Source organism: Sediminibacillus massiliensis (assembly GCF_900156915.1).
GTDB lineage: Bacteria > Bacillota > Bacilli > Bacillales > Amphibacillaceae > Sediminibacillus_A > Sediminibacillus_A massiliensis.
Window position 1 is genome coordinate 3,090,457 of record NZ_LT732535.1, and the last position, 24,872, is coordinate 3,115,328.

General features: G+C 43.7%; 23 protein-coding genes, 1 pseudogene and 2 riboswitches. Of the genes and pseudogenes, 20 read left to right on the forward strand and 4 right to left on the reverse strand.

Annotated elements, in window-relative coordinates; genetic code table 11:
• The first annotated feature begins 259 nt into the window (after positions 1-259).
• The 12 genes and pseudogenes from lepB to CZ434_RS16205 all read left to right on the forward strand — a co-directional run bounded on the left by lepB (position 260) and on the right by CZ434_RS16205 (position 8,840).
• On the forward strand, positions 260-808 hold the full coding sequence (gene lepB / locus CZ434_RS16155; protein ID WP_077624097.1) for a signal peptidase I: 549 nt from the start codon (positions 260-262) through the stop codon (positions 806-808).
• Between the two features lie 129 nt (positions 809-937).
• On the forward strand, positions 938-1,156 hold the full coding sequence (locus tag CZ434_RS16160; protein WP_425442062.1) for a TIGR02328 family protein: 219 nt from the start codon (positions 938-940) through the stop codon (positions 1,154-1,156).
• A 207-nt stretch (positions 1,157-1,363) separates the two neighbouring features.
• The gene (locus tag CZ434_RS16165) at positions 1,364-1,621 is read left to right on the forward strand and encodes a transcriptional regulator SplA domain-containing protein (RefSeq protein WP_077624098.1); all 258 of its coding nucleotides are present in this window, start codon (positions 1,364-1,366) and stop codon (positions 1,619-1,621) included.
• The gene (splB, locus tag CZ434_RS16170) at positions 1,614-2,642 is read left to right on the forward strand and encodes a spore photoproduct lyase (protein WP_077624099.1); all 1,029 of its coding nucleotides are present in this window, start codon (positions 1,614-1,616) and stop codon (positions 2,640-2,642) included. The genes CZ434_RS16165 and splB overlap by 8 nt, the downstream gene beginning before the upstream one ends.
• Positions 2,643-2,696: 54 nt before the next feature.
• A riboswitch (TPP riboswitch) is annotated at positions 2,697-2,799 on the forward strand.
• Between the two features lie 138 nt (positions 2,800-2,937).
• The gene (tenA, locus tag CZ434_RS16175; RefSeq protein WP_077624100.1) at positions 2,938-3,642 is read left to right on the forward strand and encodes a thiaminase II; all 705 of its coding nucleotides are present in this window, start codon (positions 2,938-2,940) and stop codon (positions 3,640-3,642) included.
• A complete protein-coding gene (gene thiD, locus CZ434_RS16180; protein ID WP_077624101.1) occupies positions 3,639-4,478 on the forward strand; it encodes a bifunctional hydroxymethylpyrimidine kinase/phosphomethylpyrimidine kinase in 840 nt (279 codons plus the stop codon). The genes tenA and thiD (CZ434_RS16180) overlap by 4 nt, the downstream gene beginning before the upstream one ends.
• Entirely contained in the window at positions 4,462-5,277 is an 816-nt protein-coding gene (thiM, locus tag CZ434_RS16185) for a hydroxyethylthiazole kinase (RefSeq protein ID WP_245831009.1), read from the forward strand. The genes thiD (CZ434_RS16180) and thiM overlap by 17 nt, the downstream gene beginning before the upstream one ends.
• On the forward strand, positions 5,270-5,905 hold the full coding sequence (gene thiE / locus CZ434_RS16190) for a thiamine phosphate synthase (protein ID WP_077624102.1): 636 nt from the start codon (positions 5,270-5,272) through the stop codon (positions 5,903-5,905). The genes thiM and thiE overlap by 8 nt, the downstream gene beginning before the upstream one ends.
• Before the next feature lie 193 nt (positions 5,906-6,098).
• Positions 6,099-6,155 (forward strand): annotated as a pseudogene (locus tag CZ434_RS22695) (hypothetical protein); the annotation flags it as partial.
• 80 nt (positions 6,156-6,235) lie between these two features.
• On the forward strand, positions 6,236-7,612 hold the full coding sequence (locus CZ434_RS16195; RefSeq protein WP_281252280.1) for a BCCT family transporter: 1,377 nt from the start codon (positions 6,236-6,238) through the stop codon (positions 7,610-7,612).
• A gap of 85 nt (positions 7,613-7,697) precedes the next feature.
• On the forward strand, positions 7,698-8,222 hold the full coding sequence (locus CZ434_RS16200) for a type 1 glutamine amidotransferase domain-containing protein (RefSeq protein ID WP_077624103.1): 525 nt from the start codon (positions 7,698-7,700) through the stop codon (positions 8,220-8,222).
• Between the two features lie 132 nt (positions 8,223-8,354).
• On the forward strand, positions 8,355-8,840 hold the full coding sequence (locus CZ434_RS16205; protein WP_245831010.1) for a DUF456 domain-containing protein: 486 nt from the start codon (positions 8,355-8,357) through the stop codon (positions 8,838-8,840).
• 43 nt (positions 8,841-8,883) lie between these two features.
• Here the strand turns inward: CZ434_RS16205 and CZ434_RS16210 are convergent, their stop codons facing one another.
• Entirely contained in the window at positions 8,884-9,180 is a 297-nt protein-coding gene (locus CZ434_RS16210) for a DUF3817 domain-containing protein (protein WP_077624104.1), read from the reverse strand.
• Between the two features lie 130 nt (positions 9,181-9,310).
• Here CZ434_RS16210 and thiD (CZ434_RS16215) point away from each other — a divergent pair, with 130 nt between their 5' ends.
• On the forward strand, positions 9,311-10,123 hold the full coding sequence (gene thiD / locus CZ434_RS16215; RefSeq protein ID WP_077624105.1) for a bifunctional hydroxymethylpyrimidine kinase/phosphomethylpyrimidine kinase: 813 nt from the start codon (positions 9,311-9,313) through the stop codon (positions 10,121-10,123).
• Positions 10,124-10,793: 670 nt separating this feature from the next.
• Here thiD (CZ434_RS16215) and CZ434_RS21670 read toward each other — a convergent pair.
• Positions 10,794-12,151, reverse strand: a protein-coding gene (locus CZ434_RS21670) for an IS3 family transposase (RefSeq protein ID WP_095742929.1) whose coding sequence is annotated in 2 segments (ribosomal slippage) — positions 10,794-11,683 and positions 11,683-12,151 — 1,359 coding nt in all. Because the reading frame shifts where the segments join, the coding sequence is not laid out codon by codon here.
• 398 nt (positions 12,152-12,549) lie between these two features.
• Between CZ434_RS21670 and CZ434_RS16230 the strand changes: the two genes are divergently transcribed.
• Entirely contained in the window at positions 12,550-12,969 is a 420-nt protein-coding gene (locus CZ434_RS16230) for a DUF4064 domain-containing protein (RefSeq protein ID WP_077624108.1), read from the forward strand.
• A gap of 62 nt (positions 12,970-13,031) precedes the next feature.
• Here CZ434_RS16230 and CZ434_RS16235 read toward each other — a convergent pair whose 3' ends face one another.
• Positions 13,032-13,817, reverse strand: a complete 786-nt coding sequence (locus CZ434_RS16235) for a carbon-nitrogen family hydrolase (RefSeq protein WP_077624109.1) — start codon at positions 13,815-13,817, stop codon at positions 13,032-13,034.
• Positions 13,818-14,090: 273 nt separating this feature from the next.
• On the opposite strand from CZ434_RS16235, the gene CZ434_RS16240 reads away from it, so the two are divergent.
• From CZ434_RS16240 to argF, 5 genes are all read left to right on the forward strand, one after another.
• Positions 14,091-15,350, forward strand: coding sequence for an argininosuccinate synthase (locus CZ434_RS16240; protein WP_077624110.1), 1,260 nt, complete (start codon positions 14,091-14,093; stop codon positions 15,348-15,350).
• Positions 15,347-16,768, forward strand: coding sequence for an argininosuccinate lyase (gene argH / locus CZ434_RS16245; protein WP_077624111.1), 1,422 nt, complete (start codon positions 15,347-15,349; stop codon positions 16,766-16,768). Before CZ434_RS16240 ends, argH begins: the two co-directional genes overlap by 4 nt.
• A gap of 130 nt (positions 16,769-16,898) precedes the next feature.
• Complete coding sequence (locus CZ434_RS16250; RefSeq protein ID WP_245831011.1) at positions 16,899-18,002, forward strand: carbamoyl phosphate synthase small subunit; 1,104 nt, start codon at positions 16,899-16,901, stop codon at positions 18,000-18,002.
• On the forward strand, positions 17,995-21,243 hold the full coding sequence (carB, locus tag CZ434_RS16255) for a carbamoyl-phosphate synthase (glutamine-hydrolyzing) large subunit (protein WP_077624113.1): 3,249 nt from the start codon (positions 17,995-17,997) through the stop codon (positions 21,241-21,243). Before CZ434_RS16250 ends, carB begins: the two co-directional genes overlap by 8 nt.
• Positions 21,243-22,205, forward strand: coding sequence for an ornithine carbamoyltransferase (gene argF, locus CZ434_RS16260; protein WP_077624114.1), 963 nt, complete (start codon positions 21,243-21,245; stop codon positions 22,203-22,205). The genes carB and argF overlap by 1 nt, the downstream gene beginning before the upstream one ends.
• Before the next feature lie 63 nt (positions 22,206-22,268).
• Here argF and CZ434_RS16265 read toward each other — a convergent pair whose 3' ends face one another.
• Complete coding sequence (locus CZ434_RS16265; protein WP_425442063.1) at positions 22,269-23,114, reverse strand: STAS domain-containing protein; 846 nt, start codon at positions 23,112-23,114, stop codon at positions 22,269-22,271.
• 420 nt (positions 23,115-23,534) lie between these two features.
• Here CZ434_RS16265 and murB point away from each other — a divergent pair, with 420 nt between their 5' ends.
• Entirely contained in the window at positions 23,535-24,485 is a 951-nt protein-coding gene (murB, locus tag CZ434_RS16270) for a UDP-N-acetylmuramate dehydrogenase (protein ID WP_077624115.1), read from the forward strand.
• A 118-nt stretch (positions 24,486-24,603) separates the two neighbouring features.
• A riboswitch (FMN riboswitch) is annotated at positions 24,604-24,750 on the forward strand.
• Positions 24,751-24,872 lie beyond the last annotated feature (122 nt).

The window sequence follows — 24,872 nt, forward strand, 5'->3', positions numbered from 1 at the left end:
TTGCGTTTCTATGTGGTAAAGTATAGCCCAACTATAGTAAGCTAGCAATGGAGAGGTAAGTGTTGATCAAACGTTTGTTTAACTTGCTCAGCCAATTTTACAGCAGATAAAACGGCAATTTTTTATTTCTAATTCCTAATAAATGGTTATAATAGAAGGTAAGAAGATAAGTGCAATCACAATGAGCAGCGTTCTATTTCCTCTTGGGGTTCAATAAAATAACAAGAAACAAGATTTATTTTAAAAAGGTTGTGTATGTGTGAAAAGCAATATAAAATCTGAAATTTTTTCGTGGTTAAAAACGATATCCATTGCCATTATTGTCGTATTAGTGTGCCGTAGTTTCCTTATTACACCATCGATTGTAGAAGGAGAATCCATGATGCCCACTCTACATGATGGGGATCGTATCATTTTAAGCAAAATCGGAAAAATAGAACGGTTTGACGAGATAGCTTTCCAGGCGCCGGATTCTAGTGATGCCTATGTGAAAAGAGTAATCGGGCTGCCAGGGGATACGATTGAAATGAGGGCAGATACTTTGCTGGTTAATGGTCAACCTATCCCGGAACCTTATCTAAAGGAATTTAAGGGAGAACTTGCAGAGGGTCAATACCTCACCAACAATTTCACCTTGAAAGAGATTACAGGGGAAACCGAAGTTCCGGAAGGCAAGTTGTTTGTGCTCGGAGACAATCGGTTAATTAGTAAGGATAGCAGATATTTCGGCTTCATTTCTCAAGAAAGTGTCATCGGCGATGTAAAATTGAGGATTTGGCCGATCGAGTCGATAGGTTTTCCGGAATAGAAATATAGGAGCTGCTACATGGTTTCATAAAACCATTAGCAGTTTTTTTTGTTTTTGCAACTTGAGATTGGAGCGGAGCAAAATGCGATTATGGCATGAATCACTTATAACAAGACTGCCAGACAGCAATTGCTCGGGCAGCACAGGGAATGCTGTGCTCTTAGGGGAAACGGCTGGGGGAAGCCGCATTCCACTGTGAACTATGTTTTTAACTACCCGCCTTATAAGCTGTTTCAGTATCATTTACTGATTATGGACGAAATGAAAAAGCGCGGCTACAATGTTGATCCAATGTGGTATGAACCGACCTATCGGGGTAAGGCTGTAGCAGCCATATGGTTTGGCTGAAATGGGGAAGCAGGCATCGGAACAGGAAGAAGGACGATTGTACAAAGAACAAGACGACAAGTATAAACAAGAATACATGGATAACTAAAGGAAAAAGGGATATATCTCGACGCTCAGTAACGCCGGTTAAGGGACTAAGGCTTTTTATGATAAATATCAGGGAATGAGAGACACTAAGGACAAACTAATAAAAAGCAGGGTGAAGAAATGGAATATAATCAGGGATACCTTCCAGGAGAAATTGTTTATGTAATTATCAGAAACCCCCATGTCCAAGGCGTGGCGAATGTGCAAGAAGCCGCTGTTGTCTCGAGTCCCGATCAGCCGGGAGATCTATCTTTATTTTTGTATGAAACATACTACCCATTGACAGAAGAGGTTGCCGTATACCGATCCGAAGAAGAGGCTGAACAGGCTTACCAGGCTGCATTCGGGACAGATGAGATTGAGGGTCTTCATGGTTAAACCGTTTGTACCGCAACTCGTTTATATAGAGCCGAGAGCCTTGGATTATCCACTTGCCCGTAAATTAAGGGACAAATTCGAGGATATGGGAATTGAAATAAGAGAAACCACTTCACATAACCAGGTCAGAAATCTGCCGGGGGATAATGATTTTCAAAAGTATAGAAATGCGAAATCAACCCTTGTTGTCGGTATCCGAAAAACACTGAAGTTCGATACCTCTAAACCTTCTGCCGAGTATGCCATTCCTTTTGCGACAGGCTGTATGGGCCACTGTCATTACTGTTATCTGCAAACCACGATGGGGAGCAAGCCATATATCCGTACTTATGTGAACACTGACGAGATATTCGAACAAGCGGAAAAATACATGAAAGAAAGAGCGCCTGAAATCACCCGTTTTGAGGCCTCTTGTACCTCTGATATCGTAGGGATCGATCATCTGACACATACACTCAAATCAGCAATTGAATATTTCGGAAAAACCGATCACGGCAGACTTCGGTTTGTTACAAAGTTTGCCCATGTCGATCATCTGTTGGATGCCGACCATAAAGGCAGGACGAGATTCCGCTTCAGCATTAATGATGATTATGTCATTAAGTATTTTGAGCCTGGCACGTCAAGGCTTCCGGAGCGGATCGAAGCTGCCGTGAAAGTGGCAGAAGCAGGGTATCCTCTAGGTTTTATTATTGCACCGATTTATCTGCATGAAGGATGGAAGAAAGGGTATGGGGAAATGCTGGAAAGGTTGGCAGAAGCACTGCCGCAGAAAGCAAAGCAGGATCTTACCTTTGAACTGATCCAGCACCGGTTCACACAACCGGCTAAGCGGGTGATTCAAAAAAATTATCCGATGTCCAAGCTGGAACTGGATGAATCCAAGCGTAAGTGGAAATGGGGCCGGTACGGCATAGGGAAATATGTGTACACGGATCCCGAACAGGAAGAAATGAAGGATACGTTGAAAGGGCATATCGGCAAACTTTTCCCAGACTCGAAGATAGAATACTTCACATGACGAAGATTTGACAGATCTTTGTATTCATGTTTTAGTAAAAGTAACTAAATAAAGGAAGTCCACTAGGGGCGCCAGATGGCTGAGATAAGGAGTAATCCTTGGTCCCTTTGAACCTGAAATGGTTAATACCAGCGTAGGAAAGTGGAGACGGGATAAGTTTCATTTTTGGTTATTTATGTATGTCGACAAACCGCTCCAGTTTTATCATGGAGCGGTTTTTTTGTATGTAAAAACCGGGCCAGTTTGAGCTGATTCCTGCATGTAAGTGGACTTCCTCCAATTGAGGAGGAATTAGATGACATTCACAGACGATTTAAGAAAAAGGGCAGACAACATTTATGAAGGGATTTTTCACCACCCCTTTATTAAAGGAATCGCGGAAGGAAATATTCCGAAAGAAGCTTTGATCCACTATGTGAAAGCAGATTATGAATATTTGAGTGCTTTCAATCGAGTTTATGGTATTGCCATTTCCAAATGTGCAGAGCGGGAGGATATGAGTTTTTTTCAAGAGCAGATTGGATTCGTCCTGAATAGTGAAATTCATCCCCATGAAAATTTCTGTGAGGTAGCAGGAGTCGATTACGATGATTTACAGGGAAATCCGCTCCCTCCGACAGCTGATCACTATGTCAGCCATATGATGAAAACAGCCATGGGAGGAAGCATTGGGGAATTGCTTGCGGCCCTGCTTCCATGTCCATGGACATATTTGGAAATCGGTCAGTATATCATGGAAAATCACCATCCGCAGGCTTCCCACCCTTTTCATGAATGGATCACCTTTTATGCGCAAGGCGAGATAAGAGGTGTCACAGCAGAAATCAGGCGTAAACTCGACAGATGGGCTGAGACGGCAAGTAGCACAGATAAAGAAAAGGCAGCAACTGCTTTCATTAAGAGCTGCCAGCTTGAGTACAAATTCTGGGACATGGCTTATGAAGAGGAAGAATGGCCTTTTGCCTTTGAATTAAGTCAAATCGGGGAGGGGATCAAATGACGGCGATAGCAAGTGCTTTGACTATAGCCGGCACGGATCCCACCGGCGGTGCAGGAATCCAGGCCGATTTGAAAAGTTTTCAGGAGAGAGAAGTGTACGGGATGAGTGTCGTGACATCAGTAGTCGCCCAAAATACCCTTGGAGTGGAAGATGTTTATCATTTGCCAATCTCTTTTCTGGAAAAACAACTTCATGCCGTATTGAATGATATTGAGCCCCAGGCTGTCAAGACAGGTATGATTGCAAAGAAAGAAATGATGGAACTGATTGCATCGGAAATCAGCAGGCATTCAGTCCCCTATGTAATCGACCCAGTGATGGTGGCTAAAAGCGGTCACTCGCTAATGGAAGACGAATCAAAAAAAGTGATCAGGGACCAGCTTGTCCCTTTGGCAGCCGTTGTTACTCCGAATGTGCCAGAAGCAGAGATATTGGTAGGTTTCGAGATTCATAATAAACAAGATTCTGAAAGGGCGGCCAAACGAATAGTTAGTGAACTGGGAGCCACAGCTGCCGTAGTGAAAGGCGGTCACTTGGAAGGCGAAGCTTTGGACGTTTTATATGATGGCAGCGATTATTATTACTTTGCGTCATCGCGGACAGAAACCAAGCATACACACGGGACGGGCTGCACTTTTTCCGCCGTTATAACAGCAGAATTGGCCAAAGGCAGGAGTATTGCCGATGCCGTTGCGACTGCCAAAGCATTTATCACAGATGCTATCAGCTATTCTCTCGAAATAGGTAAAGGGAATGGCCCGACTAACCATTGGGGCTACCGGATCAAAGGGGTTCCTGCTCATTTAGGAGGGATGAATCGTGAACGGAATTACTAATTTATTGATCAAATTAAGGGAAGAAAAGCCATTGATCCATAATATCACTAACAATGTAGTGATTAATTTTACTGCCAACGGATTGCTGGCTTTGGGAGCCTCACCGGTGATGGCCAATGCCGGGGAGGAGGCGGCCGATATGGCTGGAGTAGCCGATGCTCTAATTCTCAATATCGGCACACTTACGAGTCCACAAGTAGAAGCCATGATTCTTGCAGGGAAAGCGGCCAATCAAAAAGGTATTCCTGTAGTGTTTGATCCAGTAGGAGTGGGGGCGACACCTTACCGTAACCAATCGGCCAAACGGATTCTGGATGAGGTCGAAGTATCGATCATCAGAGGTAATGCCGGGGAGATAGCGTTCCTTGCCGGAGTTGATACACAAATGAAAGGAGTGGATTCTGCTTTTGCGGGCAATAATCGGGCCATTGCCATTAAGGCCGCTGACAATCTCGGGATTCCCGTTATTGTCACTGGAGCAGAAGATATCATCACGGATGGGGTAAAAGGATTTACTGTGAGTAATGGAAATCCACTTCTAACCAAAGTTACCGGTGCAGGCTGTTTGTTAAGCTCTGTTGTCGGTGCTTTCTTGGCTGTTGGGGAAGACAGTCTGGAAGCTGCGGCTGCGGCAGTGAGTGCGTACGGGGTTGCTGCAGAAATAGCTGTAGCCGATGGTAACGGTCCGGGTACCTTCCAACCTGCATTCCTGGATAGTCTTTATTTGATCACGGAAAAGATATTAGAGAAAAAAGCAACCATCAATGAATGGATAGAAAGCGAGATTGTGCATGAATAAAAATATGCTGCGTAATTACTTCATCATGGGTACAAACAATTGTACCGGTGATCCGCTGATTGTACTGGAAAAGGCATTGCGAGGCGGCATTACCGCTTTTCAGTTTCGGGAAAAAGGACCCGGGGCCAAAATGGGGGAGGAAAAAAAGTCTCTTGCTGCTGATATGAAACAACTATGTAATCGATATGGGGTGCCGTTCTTTGTCAATGATGATGTCTCTTTGGCCTTGGAAGTAAAGGCTGATGGGGTCCATATAGGACAGGAGGATGAACCGATCACCTCTGTAAAGAAATATTGCCAGGAAGATTTTATCATCGGAGTTTCTGCTACCAATGTTAAGGAGGCAAGACAGGCCGTTGCTGATGGTGCGGATTATATAGGAGCAGGCCCCGTATTTGCTACGAAAACAAAGACAGATGCCAAAACCCCGATTGGGTTGGAAGGGATAAAGGAAATAAGCCGGCTCGCTGGCGGTACCCCTGTAGTAGCGATTGGAGGCATCAATGCTTCCAATGCCAAAGCCATCATGGATTCAGGTGCAGCCGGGATTTCAATTATTTCCGCGATCAGCCAGGCAGATGAACCAGAAAGTGCCGCCCGGGAATTAAGCAGTCTGACAGAGTTTTAAAAAGAATATAGTGAAAAAAACTAGAGAGATGCGGCCTCTCTAGTTTTTTATGTTTCTATCAAGTTGGCGGTAAGTTGTTTGGTTAGTGTAAGAGTGGGGAAGTACATATGCTAGAAAGGATTTGACCGATCGTATCAAATTTGACAGAGGTGAGTTTGTGAAGAAGGTATCTATTGTTTTTTGGAATGCAATCGTGATTTGTCTCGGAATTGTTCTATGGGGAGCAGTTGCCCCGGGAAATTTAGAAAAGGTATCGGCAAGTGTTACCGCTTTTATTTCTGAAGTGTTTGGCTGGTATTATTTGTTGATTGTTATGTTAATGCTCGCTTTTTGTGTCTATTTAATATTTTCACGGTTCGGGAAAATCAAGTTAGGCAAGGAGCACGATACACACCGGATTTCAGCCTTCCGACTTGGTTTGCCATGTTATTCAGTGCAGGGATGGGGATGGGAATGGTTTTCTGGACAACAGCAGAGCCAGTCTCCCATGCTTTTAAAAGCACGCCTGGTGCAGAGCCTGGGTCAGACCAAGCGATCCGTGACTCCTTGCAGTATTCTTTTTTCCATTGGGGTGTACATGCTTGGGCAGTGTACGGAATTGTAGCACTCGTTCTTGCCTACTTCAAGTTCCATAGAGGTGCGCCAGGTTTAGTGAGTGCCACTCTGGTTCCGCTTTTCGGGGAAAACAGCATGAGAGGCGTTCCCGGTAAATTAATTGATACACTAGCAGTTATCGCTACAGTAGTGGGGGTGGCGGCCACATTGGGATTTGGTTCTGCTCAGATTAACGGTGGAATTTCCTATTTGTTCGGTGTACCTGCCACTTTCACTATCCAACTTCTCATCTTGATTATAGCCACATTGTTGTTTGTTTTTTCGGCATGGACTGGAGTCGGCCGAGGAATCAAATATTTAAGCAATATCAACATGGGGTTGGCATTTATATTGCTGTTGGCTTTGTTCATCGTTGGGCCTACCCTTTATATCCTCAATATGTTTACGACGACCCTGGGCGGGTATATCGCCAATTTCTTTGATATGAGCTTCCGCTTGGCGCCTTTGAATGAGCAAAATCGGACATGGATTGATAATTGGACGATATTTTATTGGGCATGGTGGATTTCGTGGGCTCCTTTTGTCGGCATTTTCATTGCCAGAATTTCAAAGGGCAGAACAATTAAGGAGTTCATGCTCGGGGTCCTCGTTGTTCCGTCATTGGTATGCTTCATCTTCTTTGCGGTTTTCGGTGTATCCGCATTGAATCTTGAACAAAACGGTATTGCAGAAATCTCCAGCTTGTCATTGGAAACAGCAACATTCGGTGTTTTGCAGAATTATCCTTGGGGCGCCGTCCTGTCCATACTTACCATCTTTGTCATTGCGATCTTTTTCATCACATCGGCGGATTCGGCCACTTTTGTCTTAGGTATGTTGAGTACATCCGGTTCTCTAAATCCCTCTAATACCATCAAAATTGTTTGGGGTCTGACCCAGTCAGCCATGGCTGCTATTGTCGTGTATTTCGGAGGGACACAGGGGCTTCAGAATGTATTGATCATTGCGGCCCTGCCGTTTTCAGTTGTTATATTGTTGATGGGTTTATCATTTTATAAGGCTGCCAGGAAAGAAGTTAAGTCTACTAAAACAATAGAGAAGAAAAGAGGGAGAAGAGACCGAAGAGACCGCGAAAGTACAGCTATCCATTAAATACAAGAAAATCTTTCTGTTTTTTTTCGGTCATGATACCGTGCTATAATACTAACAGTAGCGTTCAGTTAAGGAGGTTGTTCAATTGAGACTTGAAGATAAAAAGGTTATCGCTTTAGTATCAGACGATTTTGAAGACCTTGAGCTTTGGTATCCGATCCTTCGTTTGCAGGAGGAAGGAGCAACAGTTCATTTGGTGGGAGAAAAAGCGGGTGAAAAATATATTGGAAAATATGGCGTTCCGGCAGTTTCCGATTACGCTTTTACAGACGTGAAAGCGGAGGATTATGACGCAATCCTTGTTCCTGGGGGATGGGCTCCAGATAAATTAAGAAGGTATCCGGAAGTGCTGGAGATGCTTCGTCATATGGATCATTTTGAGAAGCCGATCGGACAGATTTGCCATGCTGGATGGGTGTTGATTTCAGCCGATATTGTACGTGGGCGTAATGTTACCAGCACACCAGGGATCAAGGATGACATGACAAACGCAGGAGCCAATTGGAAGGACGTTCCAGTCATTGTCGACGGCCATATCGTCTCAAGCCGCCGACCACCTGACCTCCCGCCGTATATGAAAGAATTTGCTGACTTGCTGGCAGAATCCTAATCAAAAAAACAGCGGCCCGGATTACATTCCGTCCCGCTGTTTTTTTAGTGATAAATCATAAACTACGGATACAAACATTCATGATTACATAGTAAGTGAAATGGGCACACAGAGAAGGAAAGGAGTGTTGTGATGATGGATATTGTGTTATGGATATTAATAATTGTTTGTTTTGCATTAAGCTTTGCCGGGATTATATTTCCGTTAATCCCCTCTCCGCTCGTGTTATGGATCGGCTTCTTGCTGTACTTCTTTTTCCTTAACGTCGATGAATTATCATGGGTTTTTTGGCTGGGGATGATCTTTTTGACCGTCATATTGATTGTTTCCGATATTATCGCCAACAGTTATTTTGTGAAAAAATACGGAGGTTCCAAATGGGGAGAGAGAGTAGCTGCAGTAGCAGTGATCGTGGGTTCTTTCATCGTGCCGCCGTTCGGTATAATCATTGTGCCGTTTATAGCAGTGTTTGCAACAGAGATGATTCAGCAAAGGACTATGCAGGAATCCATAAGAGCTTCCATTGGTTCCTTGATTGGATTTCTCGGGGGAGCCTTTGCCAAAGTTGTCCTTCAGTTAATCATGATAATATGGTTTTTTCTTGATGTTTACTTGTAGGAACGGGAGGTCTTACCCTCCCCTCCCAACTCCGGATTCGTTTTTATCTTAGATAGGAACGTTGGAGTTTGTAGTCCAATACGTAATTTCCGAATGGGATAAAAGCTACTAATACGGAGCTGAAAACCCATTTAAATGCCCAACGGATTTTAAATGTCAGAAATGCAATCATCAATATGTACAGAACGAAAAAGAATCCATGCAGGGAGCCGACAACGGTCACAACTTCAGGCAAATCAGCCATATACTTCAATGGCATGGCAATAAAAAGCAGAACGATCAGAGACGTACCTTCAATGATGCCCAGCAGTCTGAACAAGCGTAAAGAATTTGGTTGCATATTCATTCCTCCATTCAGTTGTCTTTCTATTCAATAGTATAATGCATAACAAGATGCTACACTATACTTCGGAGAGAAGTTCCTCACTTAATCAAGCAATAAATCAACTGTGAAAAGGGAGCGTAATATAATGGTTTTACCAAGAGTCCTGACAATTGCGGGTTCAGCTGCACAAGGTAGTGCGGGCATTCAAGCCGATTTGAAAACATTCCAGGAAAGGGATGTTTACGGAATGGCAGTAGTGACCGCGATAGTGGCAAAAAACCCTGTCACAGAAAGCAGCATTTTCACCAGCGATTTAGAAGCAGTGGAAGCTCAATTTCATGCCGCAAATGAAAGTGTAGGTTTTGATGCTGTCAAAACAGGAATGCTGTTTACAAAGGAAATCATCGAAAAGACAGCAGAGTTGTTATCAAACCACACGCCCCCGCAACTGGTAGTAGACCCAGTCATGATCGGAAAAATGGGGTCCCAATTATTAAGGGATGATGCGATCGAAGCAATGAAGGAACGCATTTTTCCGCTGGCATCGTTGATTACCCCCAATCTTCATGAAGCAGAGAAAATTCTGGACATGGGAAACATAAACACGCTGCAAGCGATGAAAGAGGCTGCTAAAGAGCTTCATGAATTCGGACCTGATTATGTTCTTGTAAAAGGGGGAGCCCTTAAAGACTCAGCAGTCGATGTATTGTACGATGGGAAAGACTTCATGGAGCTCCCACAGGAACGGATTGACACTATTCATACCAGTGGAGCGGGATGCAGCTATTCCGCCGCAATTGCCGCCGAACTAGCCAAAGGACAGACAATGGAACAAGCAGTCACCCTGGCGAAAGCATATGTGACCTACGCCATAAAACATGCCTTGTCATTTGGAAGAGGAATAGGCTCAACCTATCATGCAGCATACCGGAAATACGCCGACAAGCATGACCAATGACATTTGGCAGCAAATCTTTTCTATAAGACTACCTATCCGTAAAAAACATACACTGCGACATACTCCAGTGTAGCTTCCTCCCATCCTTTTCGGAATGAGTGCTGAGCCGGCGCTGCGGAAAAATACTCGCTTTCCGTGGGGAACGCTTCAGCCAGGGTACTACTTGGGTGGGCTCCTTTGCTCCCTTGGGACTGCGGTTACTCGTCCCACCGAAAACCTTTGCGTCGAGGAAGCTTACTACGAAGCGATACTAGAAGACGCAGACGCATCACTGCGGGGTCTTCAGACTGTTCCTTTCCCACTGGACTTTGAAAAGACCTCCGTGAACTTACACCGCACGCAGAAAATCGAACTTAATTTTCAAGGAGTCTCGCATTTTTCCTCCGCTTTGGATAGAACTTCTGAACAAGTGGGAAGTGGTCCTAAATTTGTTTAACATGGGATACTCCCTAACCAAAATTCAGAAAAAATCTAACAGCGGAGGCAGAACACGCAGACTCCTCGAAAATACAAATCGATTTTCTTCGTGCGAGGTATTGCTGACGAAGCCTTCCTTATCCTGTGGGAACAGCGAAAGGTCTTCGATGGGGCGAGTAACCGCAGTCCCACGAGTCCGAAGACCCCGCAAGAAGCGCTTTGAAGTGACCCCGAAAAGTTGGACAGATTTTGGTTAAGCGGCTTGTTGGTATAGAGTTCGATATTCGATCGGACTCTTGCCTTTTAATTTGGTCTTTATCCGTTTTTGATTATAGTAATCCATGTATTCTTCCAGTTCCTTTTTAAATTGCTCGATGCTTTCGAATTCATTTAAGTAAAGAAATTCAGATTTCATAATGCCAAAGAAATTCTCGATAACGGCGTTGTCATAACAGTTTCCTTTTCGTGACATACTCTGTGTGATGCCTCGCTCCTTTAAAGCATCGCGGTACTGTTTCATTTGGTAATGCCAGCCTTGATCCGAGTGGATCAATAGTTCATCCCTATCCTTCAAGCGTTCAAAAGATTTTTCTAACATCTCTGAGACTAGGGAGTAAGTTGGACGTGAACCAATGGTGTAGGTGATAATTTCGCCATTGAATAAATCCAGAACGGGAGATAGGTAAAGTTTCTCTCCTAGTAATTTAAATTCTGTAATATCGGTAACCCATTTCTCATTTGGTTTGTCTGCTTGGAAGTTCCGTTCCAGGATATTTGGAGCGGTTTTGCCAACTTTGCCTTTGTATGATCGGTACTTCTTCATGCGGACGATGCTTTTCAAACCTAACTCTTTCATTAATCGCTGCACTTTTTTGTGGTTCACCTTATGTCCTTTATTTTCTAACTCATCTTGAATACGGCGATAGCCATAACGCCCTTTATGTTCATGATAAATGGACTGAATCAACGTTTTTAATTCGGCATCTTTGTCAGGGCAGTCAAATGTGCTCACCCAGTAATAATACGTACTGCGAGGGATATCTGCCAGCTTTAAAAGTTCTTTCACCGAGAATTCGCCCCTTAGTTCATAGACTACTTTCGCTTTGTCTTGTTTGGTGATTTTTCCTTGTTTTGAACTAAGGCTCTCAACTTTTTTAAATAGGCATTCTCCATACGCAAATATTCCAGTTCTTTCTGCATTTCCTCTACAGAGTGCTTATCTGATTGGTCATTCTTGGAATTTTTCTTTTGGGAAGTCATACGGGAATTCCCCTTTCCGGTTGGTTTAAGGGCATCGAATCCGCCAGTCTCCCACTTTTTCTTCCACCTCCGGACCATGGAAGAGTCCGGAATATGGAAGAGCGCCGATGCCTCTCGAATTGAATAATTTTTCTCTTCGATAAACTGAATTACTTTCAGTTTAAAGGCAGGCGTGTAGTTTGTATAGGGAAATAGAAAAGCAGTATCTCCATGGTATTCGTATAATTTGACCCAATAACGTAAGGAAGAGTTATCAATCCCCAATTCTTTCGCTAGGTCCCGGTAGCTAATCCTTTCGTTTAGATAACGCTGCACAGCAAAATGTTTTTCCAACACGGAAAACTTTCTCATTTAGGTACCTCCTATTGTCAGATGATGTGTCCAACAATAGGGGTGCAGTGCACCTTTTTGCTGATGAGGAGGCTGAGGCCGTGCCCGCGGAAAGCGAAGTGTTCTGCCGTAGCGAGTACATAAGATTAACTAAAATCAGAACAAGAATAAGCTTCAAAGAATAGAATTGTCACTAGTTCGTAGTTTGTCTCAACTGTAAACCGAAGGACACTGTATTTAAATGGGTTTTGTTAAAGAAATGATTTGGCGATGAAACTTTTACATATTTATCACGTAAAGTAAGAATGGGAGTTCACCGAAAGCAGGTAGCGGATGAAAGTTACAGGGAAAAGAAGAAAGAGGCCTGTTTTTTTGAGCCTTTGACGAGAAAGAATTGTTTAGGAAGGGAGATGGAATGAATGAAAAGAACCGTAGAAATTGTGTTGACAGTGATAGGATCACTCATGTTTTTATTGTTCACAGCTATGGGAGCAGTGCTGATCGGGCTGAAGGACAATGCAGAATTAAAACAGTTGATGGAAGATGCAGCAGCACAGGAGCCAGAATTATCAGTCGGTGATCTCGATACAATGATTGAGATGATGACAAGTGGAGGATGGTTTCTAGTTATTAGCTCCATCATAGCAATCATCATCGGAATTATATGTGCTTTTCTGATGAAAGGTAACAAGAAACCGAAACTGGCAGGAATTATCCTGATTGTGGTTGGGATAGCCATGGGAATCATCATTTTGTTAATCGGATTTATAGGCGGGATTTTCTACCTGATTGCCGGAATAATGTGTCTCGTCCGAAAACCGAAACCGGAAACGGTCTAGCAACTAGCTTGAAAATATAACTGAAAAAAAAGCGTGGAGCCTGCCTCCACGCTTTTTTTAGTCTAGTATCGATATAAATCCGGACGTCGATCGGTAAAAACAGGGATAGCCGATCTAGTCTTATCGACATCCGCCAAGTCAATTTCTCCATATAGGATTGTTTCGCTGTTATCAGCTTCTTCGATCATTTCCCCCCAAGGCCCTACAATAAGGGATCTGCCTCCAAACTTGTTGGCAGGATCTTCTCCTGTCCTGTTGCAGCCTATAACGAAACACTGATTTTCGATGGCCCTGCTAACTAAAAGAGCTCTCCAATGGTCGATTCTCGGTTCCGGCCACTCAGCTACAACGAACAGCATTTTCGTGTTGGCGAGCATGTGGGTGCGTATCCATTCTGGAAATCTAATGTCATAACAGATAACCCCGGCACTCGGGATTCCTTCAAGTGAAAAGAGGCCATCATCGCTTCCTTCTATTAAATACTTTTCTTCTTTCATAAGTCGAAATAAGTGTACCTTGTTGTAATCCTTTACCAACATGCCCTGTCTATTGATGACGAATAGAGTGTTGGTAACACCTTCAGGACCCTTCTTGGCAATAGAGCCGCCCACAATATTAATTTGGTATTGTTTGGCCAGCTTACTGATCAAATCGATAGATTCGTTTGCTTGATCAGCAATCTCGTCTATTCTAGATAGGTCATATCCGGTCGTCCACAGTTCTGGAAGGACGATAATATCTACCTTTTTCCTTGCTGCCTCCCGAACTTTTTCAATAACTTTTTCCTTATTCCTGGCCGGTTGTCCGAAGGTGATGTCCATTTGAATTAAGGCGATCCGAATCTTCAATGAAATCTCTCCCTTATGAATGAAAATGTGTTTATAAGTATGAAGGATAAATGTATAAAATACAATCGTTGGCCCGGGAACAGGATTTGCTCAAAATGGGCGGTAGGCGGCAATCACACCTGCAGAAGTCCATCATACGTTATTGTAGTAAAAAAATTTAAAAAATTAATCATTTCCGCTTGAATTAATATACCTATTAGTGCATAATAATTCATACGAAATCAAAAACAATTAATCTACTAAACATATAAAAAAGTTGAAGGGGAGATTGACATGAAAAAAGAAAAAATCGTCTTAGCATACTCTGGAGGGCTTGATACTTCTGTTGCGGTCAAATGGCTTCAAGATAAATATAATTATGATGTCATCGCAGTTGCCCTTGATGTTGGTGAAGGAAAAGACCTTGAATTTGTAAAGAATAAAGCGCTGGATGTCGGAGCGATAAAATCTTATGTTATTGATGCGAAATCACTCTTTGCAAATGAATATGTACTGCCCGCATTGAAATCGAATTTATTGTATGAAGGAAAATACCCGTTGATTTCCGCTTTGTCCCGTCCGTTAATCTCCAAGATTCTTGTCGACATTGCTGACAAAGAAGGGGCGGTAGCGGTTGCTCATGGTTGTACTGGGAAAGGGAATGACCAAGTGAGATTTGATGTAGCTTTCACTGCATTGAATCCTGACTTGAAAATCGTGGCTCCTGTTCGTGAGTGGGCGATGTCAAGGGACGAAGAAATCGCCTATGCCCAGGAGAATGGCATTCCGGTTCCTGTCGATGTCGACAACCCTTATAGTGTGGACCAGAACCTGTGGGGCCGCAGTAACGAATGCGGGATTTTGGAAGATCCATGGGTTGAAGCTCCAAAAGAAGCATATGATTTAACTACAGATCCCGTGGATGCACCTGACAAACCTGAAATCATCCAAATAACATTCGAACAAGGAAAGCCGGTGTCTTTGGATGGGGAATCTCTTCCGTTGGATCAGTTAATCTTGAAATTGAACGAAGTGGCTGGAAAGCATGGAGTGGGACGGATCGACCATGTGGAGAACCGGCTGGTCGGTATTAAATCACGGGAGATTTATGAAGCCCCGGCTGCTTTGACACTGATCGCAGCACATCAGGAGTTGGAGGCATTGACATTACCGAGGGAAGTAGCGCAGTTCAAGCCGACTATTGAGCAAAAGCTTGCCCAAACGGTATATGACGGTTTATGGTATTCTCCATTGACTGAAGCTCTTAAAGCATTTATCGAACAAACACAGGAATATGTGTCCGGCACAGTGAAAGTCAAGTTATATAAAGGGCATGCACAAGTGGTTGGACGGGAATCTGCCCAGTCTCTTTACGACTTCGATTTGGCCACGTATAAGCCGGATGATGCTTTTGATCATGAAGCAGCGCAAGGGTTTATCAAGTTATGGGGACTACCGACACAAGTGCACGCTTCTGTAAACCAGACCCATGCCCAAAAAGACAAGTCAATCGAAAAAGCAGCTGTCGATGTAAAGGAAGCTGTTAAGCAATGAAACTATGGGGCGGACGTTTCACGAAACCAACAAATGAGTTAGTAGATGAATATACCGCATCAATAAATTTTGATAAAACATTGGCACAACATGATATCCAGGGAAGTCTCGCCCATGTCGACATGCTGAAAGTTTGTGGGATCATTTCCGAAAGTGACGCTAATACAATTGCGGATGGCCTCAAGGTAGTAGCCGGAAAAATTGCTAAAGGAGAAGCCGAACTAACCGAGGAAAATGAGGACATTCATATGAATGTAGAGAAACTATTGATAGAAGAAGTCGGCCCTGTCGGCGGGAAACTTCATACTGGCAGAAGCCGAAACGATCAGGTTGCATTGGATATGCGTTTATATTTAAGAGAAGCTCTGGTGCAACTAAGCCAACAGCTGGTGAGCGTCCAAAAATCCCTCTACCAGCAGGCAGAGGCGAATCTGGAGACAGTTCTCCCTGGCTACACACATTTACAGCGGGCACAACCTGTTTTGTTTGCACATCACATGATGGCATATGTATTCATGTTCCAACGAGATATCGAAAGACTTTCCGACAGTTGGAAACGGGTGAACCTGTCCCCGCTCGGGGCGGGTGCGCTCGCTGGCACGACTTTTCCGATTGACCGAGAGTATGTAGCGGATAAACTTAACTTTGCCGGAGTCTGCGAGAACAGCCTTGATGCTGTGAGCGATCGCGATTTTGTAGTGGAATTTTTGGCGAATGCTTCGTTGGTATCCACCCATTTATCGCGACTATGTGAAGAGCTTGTACAGTGGTCCAGCGCGGAATTTAATTTTGTGGAGCTCGACGATGCGTTTTGTACAGGAAGCAGTATGATGCCACAAAAGAAAAATCCTGACGTCGCTGAACTTGTAAGGGGTAAAACCGGTAGAGTTTATGGCCATTTGATCGGAATGCTGACAACATTGAAGGGCCTTCCGCTTGCATATAACAAAGACATGCAGGAAGACAAAGAGGGAATGTTCGATACGGTAGAAACTTTGAAAGGTGCATTGGGATTGTTCGCGCCAATGATTGAATCCATGCATGTTAAGAAAGAAAACATGTACCAAGCAGTCATCCAAGATTTTTCGAATGCTACCGACTTGGCTGATTACTTGGTAGGTAAGGATATGCCTTTCCGGGAATCACATGCAGTTGTCGGGCAGGTAGTATTATATTGTATCAACAATGGTAAATATTTACTGGACTTATCAATGGATGAATTTCACCAGTTCTCCGAGTTGGTCGGTGAAGATATATATGACGCACTTTCTCCTGAAGCAGTGGTGAATGCCCGGGATGTAACAGGAGGAACTGCTAAAAATAGAGTCGAGCAACAAATGGATAATGCTACTAAACTAATAAAGATCAGTGAAAAGTGGATTCATGACCATCAAACATTGATTGAAGTGGATTTTTAATCGAATTACTCTTTATATTTTAAACATCGAGGGCGCTGACTGACCCGGCGCTCTCCTATTTTTAAAAGCGATGAATATTTATAACTTTTTATACATTAATATTAATGCTTGGCCCAGAGGAGTGAAGACATTGGATGAAAAAACAGGCTACCTCGTCTTGAGCACGGGGGATGTATTGGAAGGGAAATGGCTTGGCGAGGTCAAAGCCACAGAAGGAGAATTGGTATTTAATACGGCGATGACTGGATACCAGGAAGTGATGACAGATCCGTCATATGCCGGACAGATTGTTACGATGACCTATCCTCTGATCGGAAACTATGGTTTTAATGAAAAAGATAAGGAAAGCTTCAAGCCCTCTTTATCCGGTTTGATTATCTCGCACCCTTGTCATACACCGGAACACTATCAATCTAGTTTTACTTTGACTGATATGGTAGACAAATATAACATTCCTACTCTATACGGAATAGATACAAGGGCACTGACGCGAATAATCCGCGAACATGGAGAAGTTTACGGGAAACTTTCCTCTCGCAAGGATGATGTCCCGGAAAATGCAATGGTAGATCCGGACATTGTCCATAAGGTTTCGGTAAGTAAAATCACACCTATCACATCAAAAGTTAATTTTGCCTATCAGAGCATAAACAAACCTCATGTGGTTGTTTTTGACTATGGCTATAAACATTCCATCACCCATACGCTGGTAGAATTGGGGTGTGACGTAACCGTTGTTCCTTATAATACAAAACCAGATAAAATCCACAGCCTCGCACCGGACGGAATTGTCTTATCAAACGGTCCTGGAGATCCTCAGTACTTGGACTATCTTGCACAAGACATCAGAGAGTTGACAGAAACGTATCCTACCCTTGGAATTTGTCTCGGCCATCAGCTTGTGGCTCTTGCATATGGAGCTAAAACAAAACGTCTTCCATATGGCCACCGGGGCAGCAATCATCCGGTAAAAGAATTGAAGTCTGGCAAAGTATGGGTCACTTCTCAAAACCATGGATATGTGGTGGATACTGATTCTGTTGAGACAAAAGACTGGGAAGTTTCCCATATCAATGTAAATGACCGATCTGTCGAAGGCCTTGTTCATCGCAGCTTGCCTGTAATGACTGTCCAATTTCATCCGGAGGCTCATCCGGGTCCTATCGATACCTTCAGTGTGTTCCAGGAATTCGTCGATAAGATACCAGACAAGGGAGAGAAACAACATGCCTAAATTATCCCACATCAAAAAAGTCCTAGTCATCGGATCTGGACCCATCGTAATCGGTCAGGCAGCTGAGTTCGACTATGCTGGAACCCAGGCATGCCTCGCTTTGAAGGAAGAAGGAGTGGAGGTTGTTTTAGTCAACAACAATCCGGCTACCATCATGACCGATCAGAACATTGCAGACAAAGTGTACATGGAACCTTTGACCTTGGAAACGCTGACGGAAATTATCGAATTGGAGAAGCCGGATGGCCTCCTTCCAACTCTCGGAGGACAGACTGGTCTGAATCTTGCTGTTTCCTTGTCCGAAGCAGGAGTCTTGGACAAACATAATGTTGAATTGCTTGGCACGCCTTTAGAAACCATTCAAAAGGGGGAAGACCGGGAGATTTTCAAATCGATGATGCGCTCCATAGATGAACCGGTTCCCGAAAGTGTGTCGACGAATTCGGTGGATGAAGCAGTCCGGTTCGCTGCATCAGTAGGTTATCCGATCATAATCAGACCAGCCTATACACTTGGCGGTGCAGGCGGCGGTATCGCCAATAATGAGAAAGAGCTCATCCAAATTGTGAAAAACGGCCTTCACGCCAGCCCGATCAGTCAGGTGCTGATTGAGCAAAGTGTAAAGGGCTGGAAGGAACTGGAGTATGAAGTGATGCGGGATGCCAACGATACTTGCATCATCGTCTGTAACATGGAAAATATCGATCCGGTAGGAGTCCATACAGGTGATAGCATTGTAGTTGCTCCTTCACAAACGTTGAACGACAGACAGTATCAAATGCTGCGCAGTACTTCGTGTAAAGTGATTCGTGAACTTGGAGTTATCGGTGGCTGTAATATTCAGTTAGCCTTAAACCCGGAAAGCGATGAATATGTCATCATTGAAGTTAATCCAAGAGTAAGCCGTTCCAGTGCATTGGCTTCAAAAGCTACAGGCTATCCGATTGCCCGGATAGCGGCCAAACTAGCCATGGGCTACCATTTAGATGAGGTGATCAACCCGATAACAGGCGACACTTACGCAAGCTTTGAACCTGCCATCGATTACCTCGCTTTAAAGATTCCGCGTTGGCCATTTGACAAATTTACATTTGCCGACAGGTCTCTCGGGACCCAGATGAAAGCAACTGGTGAAGTAATGTCCCTTGCAAGAAACTTTCCATCAGCTTTGAATAAAGCGGTCCGGTCGCTTGAAATAGGCTTGGAATACCTTCATATGCCTGGTCTTGCTGAGTGGACCGATGCGGAATTGGAAGAGGGATTAATAACCGCGACAGATGAAAGACTGTTCATCTTGGCAGAAGCCATGCGCCGTAATTATTCAGTCGAACAGCTACATGGTTTGACAGAAATCAATAAATTTTTCTTGCATGAAATGAAGCGGATGATTGAATTGGAGCAAGAACTTGAACAGGAGGGCTGGGATGATGTGAGTCCTGCCAATTTAAATAAGGCGAAATTATTAGGATTTTCTGATCGGCTTCTCGCTTCTTTGTTTAAAGTGACTGCAAAGGAAGTCAGAGAAAAACTTGCCGGATGGTCCCTTATCCCTTCATTTAAAATGGTTGATACTTGTGCGGCGGAATTCTCTGCGGACACTCCCTATTTCTACAGTACCTGGAATGAAATAGACGAAGTGGATCCTTTAGAGGACGGACGAAAGATGGTTGTCCTGGGCTCAGGTCCTATCCGTATCGGCCAAGGTGTAGAATTTGATTACTGCTCTGTACATGCAGCAATGTCATTAAAGGAGCAGAATATAAAAGCAATTGTAATAAACAATAATCCGGAGACGGTAAGTACGGATTTCAACACAGCAGACCACCTGTATTTCGAGCCGTTAACCGAAGAGGATGTCCTTCATGTCATAGAGAAAGAGCAGGCAGATGGCGCCCTGGTACAATTCGGGGGCCAGACAGCAATAAACCTGGCGGAGGGATTGAAGGAAAATGGCGTAGAAATATGCGGCACTTCCTTAGCTTCGATTGAAGCAGTCGAGGACAGAGAGCAATTTTACCAGCTGCTCAAAAAGCTTAAGATTCCACACATCCCTGGTGAGACAGTCATGGATGGCAAGGATGCTGTTCAGGTTGCCGATACAATCGGCTATCCTGTATTGGTCAGACCTTCCTACGTGATCGGCGGGAGAGGGATGGTCATTTTACACAACGAGTCACAGTTGGTAAATTATCTTGAAAACTTGAAAAAGGATGCACCAGGTTCGCGCATATTCCCATTATTGATTGACCGGTTCATTAGCGGATATGAAGTGGAAGTAGATGCTGTTTGTGACGGGAAAGACGTGCTTATACCGGGCATTTTCGAACATGTGGAAAAAGCCGGTGTCCATTCGGGAGATAGTATTGCTGTCTTTCCTGCGCCGAGTCTTACCAATCATCAAAAGCAAGTAATAGAGACTTATACACGCCAGATATCTCAGGAACTGAATGTCAAAGGAATCATGAATATCCAGTTCGTCTTAAGTGAAGACAAACAAGAAATCTATGTGCTGGAAGTAAATCCGCGTGCCTCCAGAACAGTGCCGATTGCCAGTAAAGTAACCGGCGTCCCATTGATCGACCTGGCTACGAAAGTTCAGATGGGGGAGGCTTTGGCAAGTATGGATTGGCAGACAGGATTGCATGACGATGTTTCTTACTATGCTGTGAAAATGCCTGTCTTCTCGACAAACAAACTGCCTGGGGTGGATCCATTTTTAGGGCCTGAAATGAAGTCGACCGGCGAAGCAATTGGATTGGGATCAACCGTCGAAGCAGCTATGGCAAAAGCTTTTGGCTGGAAAGAAAAAAGCCTGCTGGACGTTTCACCATCGGCAAACAGCGTTTATCTGAATTGGAACGAAGATTCCGTTCTGCCGAATGAACTCGTACAGCTGTTTTCAGAGATTGCCATCAAAATTGCTGCCGATAAGGAAACGGCTTCTTTACTGAAGAGAAACGGTATTCCTGTGACAGAGATAATGAGTATGGAAGAAGCGGAGGAAGCATGCCTGGATAATCGATTCCAGCTTGTCTGCGATACCGGGCAAAGTGGTGTAAGAGACGAACATGTCCAGTTAAGAGAAGCGGCCTTGAAAACCGACATTCCTTGTCTTTCTTCGCTCGAGACTTTTCAAGCCTATCTGAAAGCATCCATACAGGTGAAAGAAAAGCCCCGTGCAATAAATGACTACCTGAAAGAAAATGAAGGGTTGAATAAAGAGAAGGAGCGTGTGTTTTGATGGAATTAAATACAAAAGAGATTGATTACCAGCAGCAGCTCCGGGGACGGGATTTTCTTACACTGGCAGATTACAGCAAAGATGAATTGATTTATTTGCTGGAACTTGCGGACTATCTGAAAAAACAACAAAAAGCCGGAAAGCTGGAACAGCCGTTAAAAGGCAAAACGCTCGGAATGATTTTTGAAAAATCTTCTACCAGAACACGTGTCTCTTTTGAAGTGGGAATCTATCAACTCGGTGGCACTGGACTTTTTCTAAGTACCAATGATATTCAAATAGGCAGAGGGGAACCTGTTGCTGACACAGCCCAAGTCCTCTCCGGTTATTTGGACGGCATCATGATTCGCACGTATTCACAGTCGGTGGTGGAAGAACTGGCTGCCAAAGCAAGTATTCCGGTCATCAACGGTTTGACAGACACGTACCATCCATGCCAGGTTTTAGCTGATCTCCAAACGATCAGAGAGACAAAGGGCAGTCTGCGTGGAGTGAAACTAGCTTATATAGGCGATGGAAACAATATGGCGCATTCTTTGATGCTTGGCGGGGCAACCATGGGAATGGAAATCCATATTGCTGCTCCAGAAGGGTATCAACCAGATGCCGGCATTACAGAGACAGCCAAGTCGATTGCCAAATATCACGGCGGCAAAGTGAACATAACAGAAGAACCCGAAGTCGCTGTTCAACAAGCCGATGTTATTTATACAGATGTATGGGCAAGTATGGGACAGGAGAATGAACAGAAGATAAGGGAAAGAGCTTTCGCCGGATTTCAGGTGAACAAAGGCCTGTATTCCCTTGCGCGGAAAGACGCAGTTTTCATGCATTGTCTTCCTGCACATAGAGGCGAAGAAGTGACGGCCGAGATAATTGACGGAAAACAATCAGTCATCTATCAACAATCTGAAAACAGACTCCATGCGCAAAAGGCATTAATGGCAGCATTAATGGGTTGAGAAAAAAAGAAGCAAAGACCTGGCTATAAGGGGTCTTTGCTTCTTTTCTGCTATTTGTGTTTTTTATACCTTTTCTGTTGGATCTGGGAATGCATAAAGATTTAAGGCTTGTTCCAAGGTTCCGCTGGTAACGGCTTTTTGTTCAAAAGAAACCCCGTTTTGAATCAAGTTCCTGGCGACCTCCGAGCGGATGCCGGTAATGACTGGTTTACATCCCATCATGGAAATGCCATCCAGCACATTCAGAAACTCCTGCATTACTTCAGTTTCTATTTCGACGATTCCTGAAAGGTCGATGATTAATGTCTGGATGCGAAGCTTTCCGATTTCCAGTAGTATTTTCTCTTCTATTATTTCTGAACGATATGCGTCGATGGAACCAATTAATGGAAGAATGCAGATGCTTGAAGAAATTGGAATGATAGGGACAGACAACTTTTCTACCATTTGTCGCTGGGATTCAATAAGGTCGTCTTTATACCTGGAATAACTAATGAAAAAGTTGTTAAGGAATTCATCAATTTGCTCATTTATTTTGCTTTCCAAGTCATAAAAAGCGATCCTGTCCACCGGTCTTTCACTCAACTTGTCATATTCATAGAGGAAGTGCCAAAGCGTCCTCCGGATGGCCTGGACCCATTCTAGCTTAAATGCAAGCGTAAGGGAAAACTTTGCCCATGCGATCCCTTCCTGTTGAGCGAAAGCCACCAACTCCTCTTTTTCTTCATCTACTACGTGAAGAACCAGTTTTTGGGCATTTTTTAATAGGTTTATATTTCCGATGACACGAATTTCTTCGATTTTATCTCGGACATTAACAGCTTCACTCAACAGTTTTTCTTCAAATAAAGCACGGTTTTCCTTGAGAAAATCACCCATGCCTATCCCTTCAGAATAATAAATAGCCAATCCAACCACTTCCTTTTGAAAGATTAAAAGTAAGTATAAAGTATTTATCTATTAATATATCAAAATCTAAATTTTCTGTATAATATTCATTACTTTACTGCCGTGTTTGACTGTTCTTTAATTGGGAAAAATACCTAATGGTCTCAAATCGGTATAACGGATGACAGGCACACCAGTATTCCAGCACACATATTATTATTATAAAAAGTGTATAGCCATTTCCATCCTTATTTGTCGGCAAAATGAAGTTGTGGTTTCTTCTTCATTCCTGATATAATCTAACTTATCCCGATGGAGCTCTCCCTACTAAAAGAAGTGGGGAAAGAGCAAACCACCGGCTGATTGAATGTTTCACTTGATGTATGAATCGGAATATGGCTGATAAACTTACAATTGCAATCAATTAAAAGGAATGATTTCATGGTAAATTACCATCACATTTATAATCAAATACGAATGATTACAGCAGAAGAAAACGTCATGGTAGACGAACTGCTTAAACACCATACTTATACAAGACTGGGCGGTAAAGCCGATATTCTTGTAACTCCGGAAACTTTTGAAGAGGTCCAGGAACTGGTAAAGCTTGCTAAAAGGGAAGGTGTCCCGTTTACTTTGCTTGGGAACGGTTCGAATATGATCGTCAAAGATGGCGGAATCCGCGGTATCGTTATGAATCAGAAAAAGTTTCAAGACATATATACGCAAGGCAACACAGTTATTGCCCAAAGCGGCGCAGCGATTATTGAAGTTTCCCGAAAAGCGTTGGAAGAAGAATTGGCTGGACTGGAGTTTGCCTGTGGCATCCCGGGCACTGTCGGTGGTGCTTTGTTTATGAACGCTGGTGCATATGGCGGAGAAATCAAGGATGTTCTTTCAGAGGCGGTTGTCGTAGATCGAGATGGAGAACTGCTTACCTTGTCTGCTTCTGATTTGGACCTCGATTATCGCACAAGCAACATTCCGGACAAAGGATACATTGTATTGGAAGCAAGGTTCGACTTAAAACCCGGGAAATATGAGGACATCAAAGCGGTCATGGATGATTTGACTTATAAACGGGAATCTAAGCAGCCATTGGAATATCCTTCTTGCGGCAGCGTATTTAAACGTCCGCCTGGCTATTTTGCAGGTAAATTGATCCAGGACAGCGACTTGCAGGGCAAAGGGGTCGGCGGCGCCGAAGTTTCCACAAAGCACGCCGGTTTCATCGTTAATAAAAACAATGCAACGGCAACAGAGTATATTTCCGTTATCGAATTGGTTCAACGGACAGTGAAAGAAAAGTTCGGAGTCAACCTGGAACGGGAAGTGAAGATCATCGGAGAAGATGCCGATGTGGAAACGGAAAAAACGGTAAAACAAAATTAGGTCAAAGTTATATCTGCCACTCCCCAGTCGAAATGGGGAGTGGCAGATTTTTCGACTGGCAGAGTCAATTGAATGCATTTTTACAAAAAAGATGATATGATAACCGTAATCGAATAAGGTATTCCTTTGGGGCAGGGTGTAATTCCCGACCGGCGGTGATGGGAGAACGATGAATCCCTCAGTCCGTGACCCGCTGCATCTGGCAGCGGTGGATTTGGTGAAATTCCAAAGCCGACAGTTATAGTCTGGATGGGAAAAGGGATAGATGAACGTATTCAATACGTTTATTTAACTATGAGATAATAACCAACAGCCCCGGTAGCATTTACCGGGGTTTTTTATTTTTCCATTAGACATTGAACCAAGTGTGCCAAAACCATAAACTGC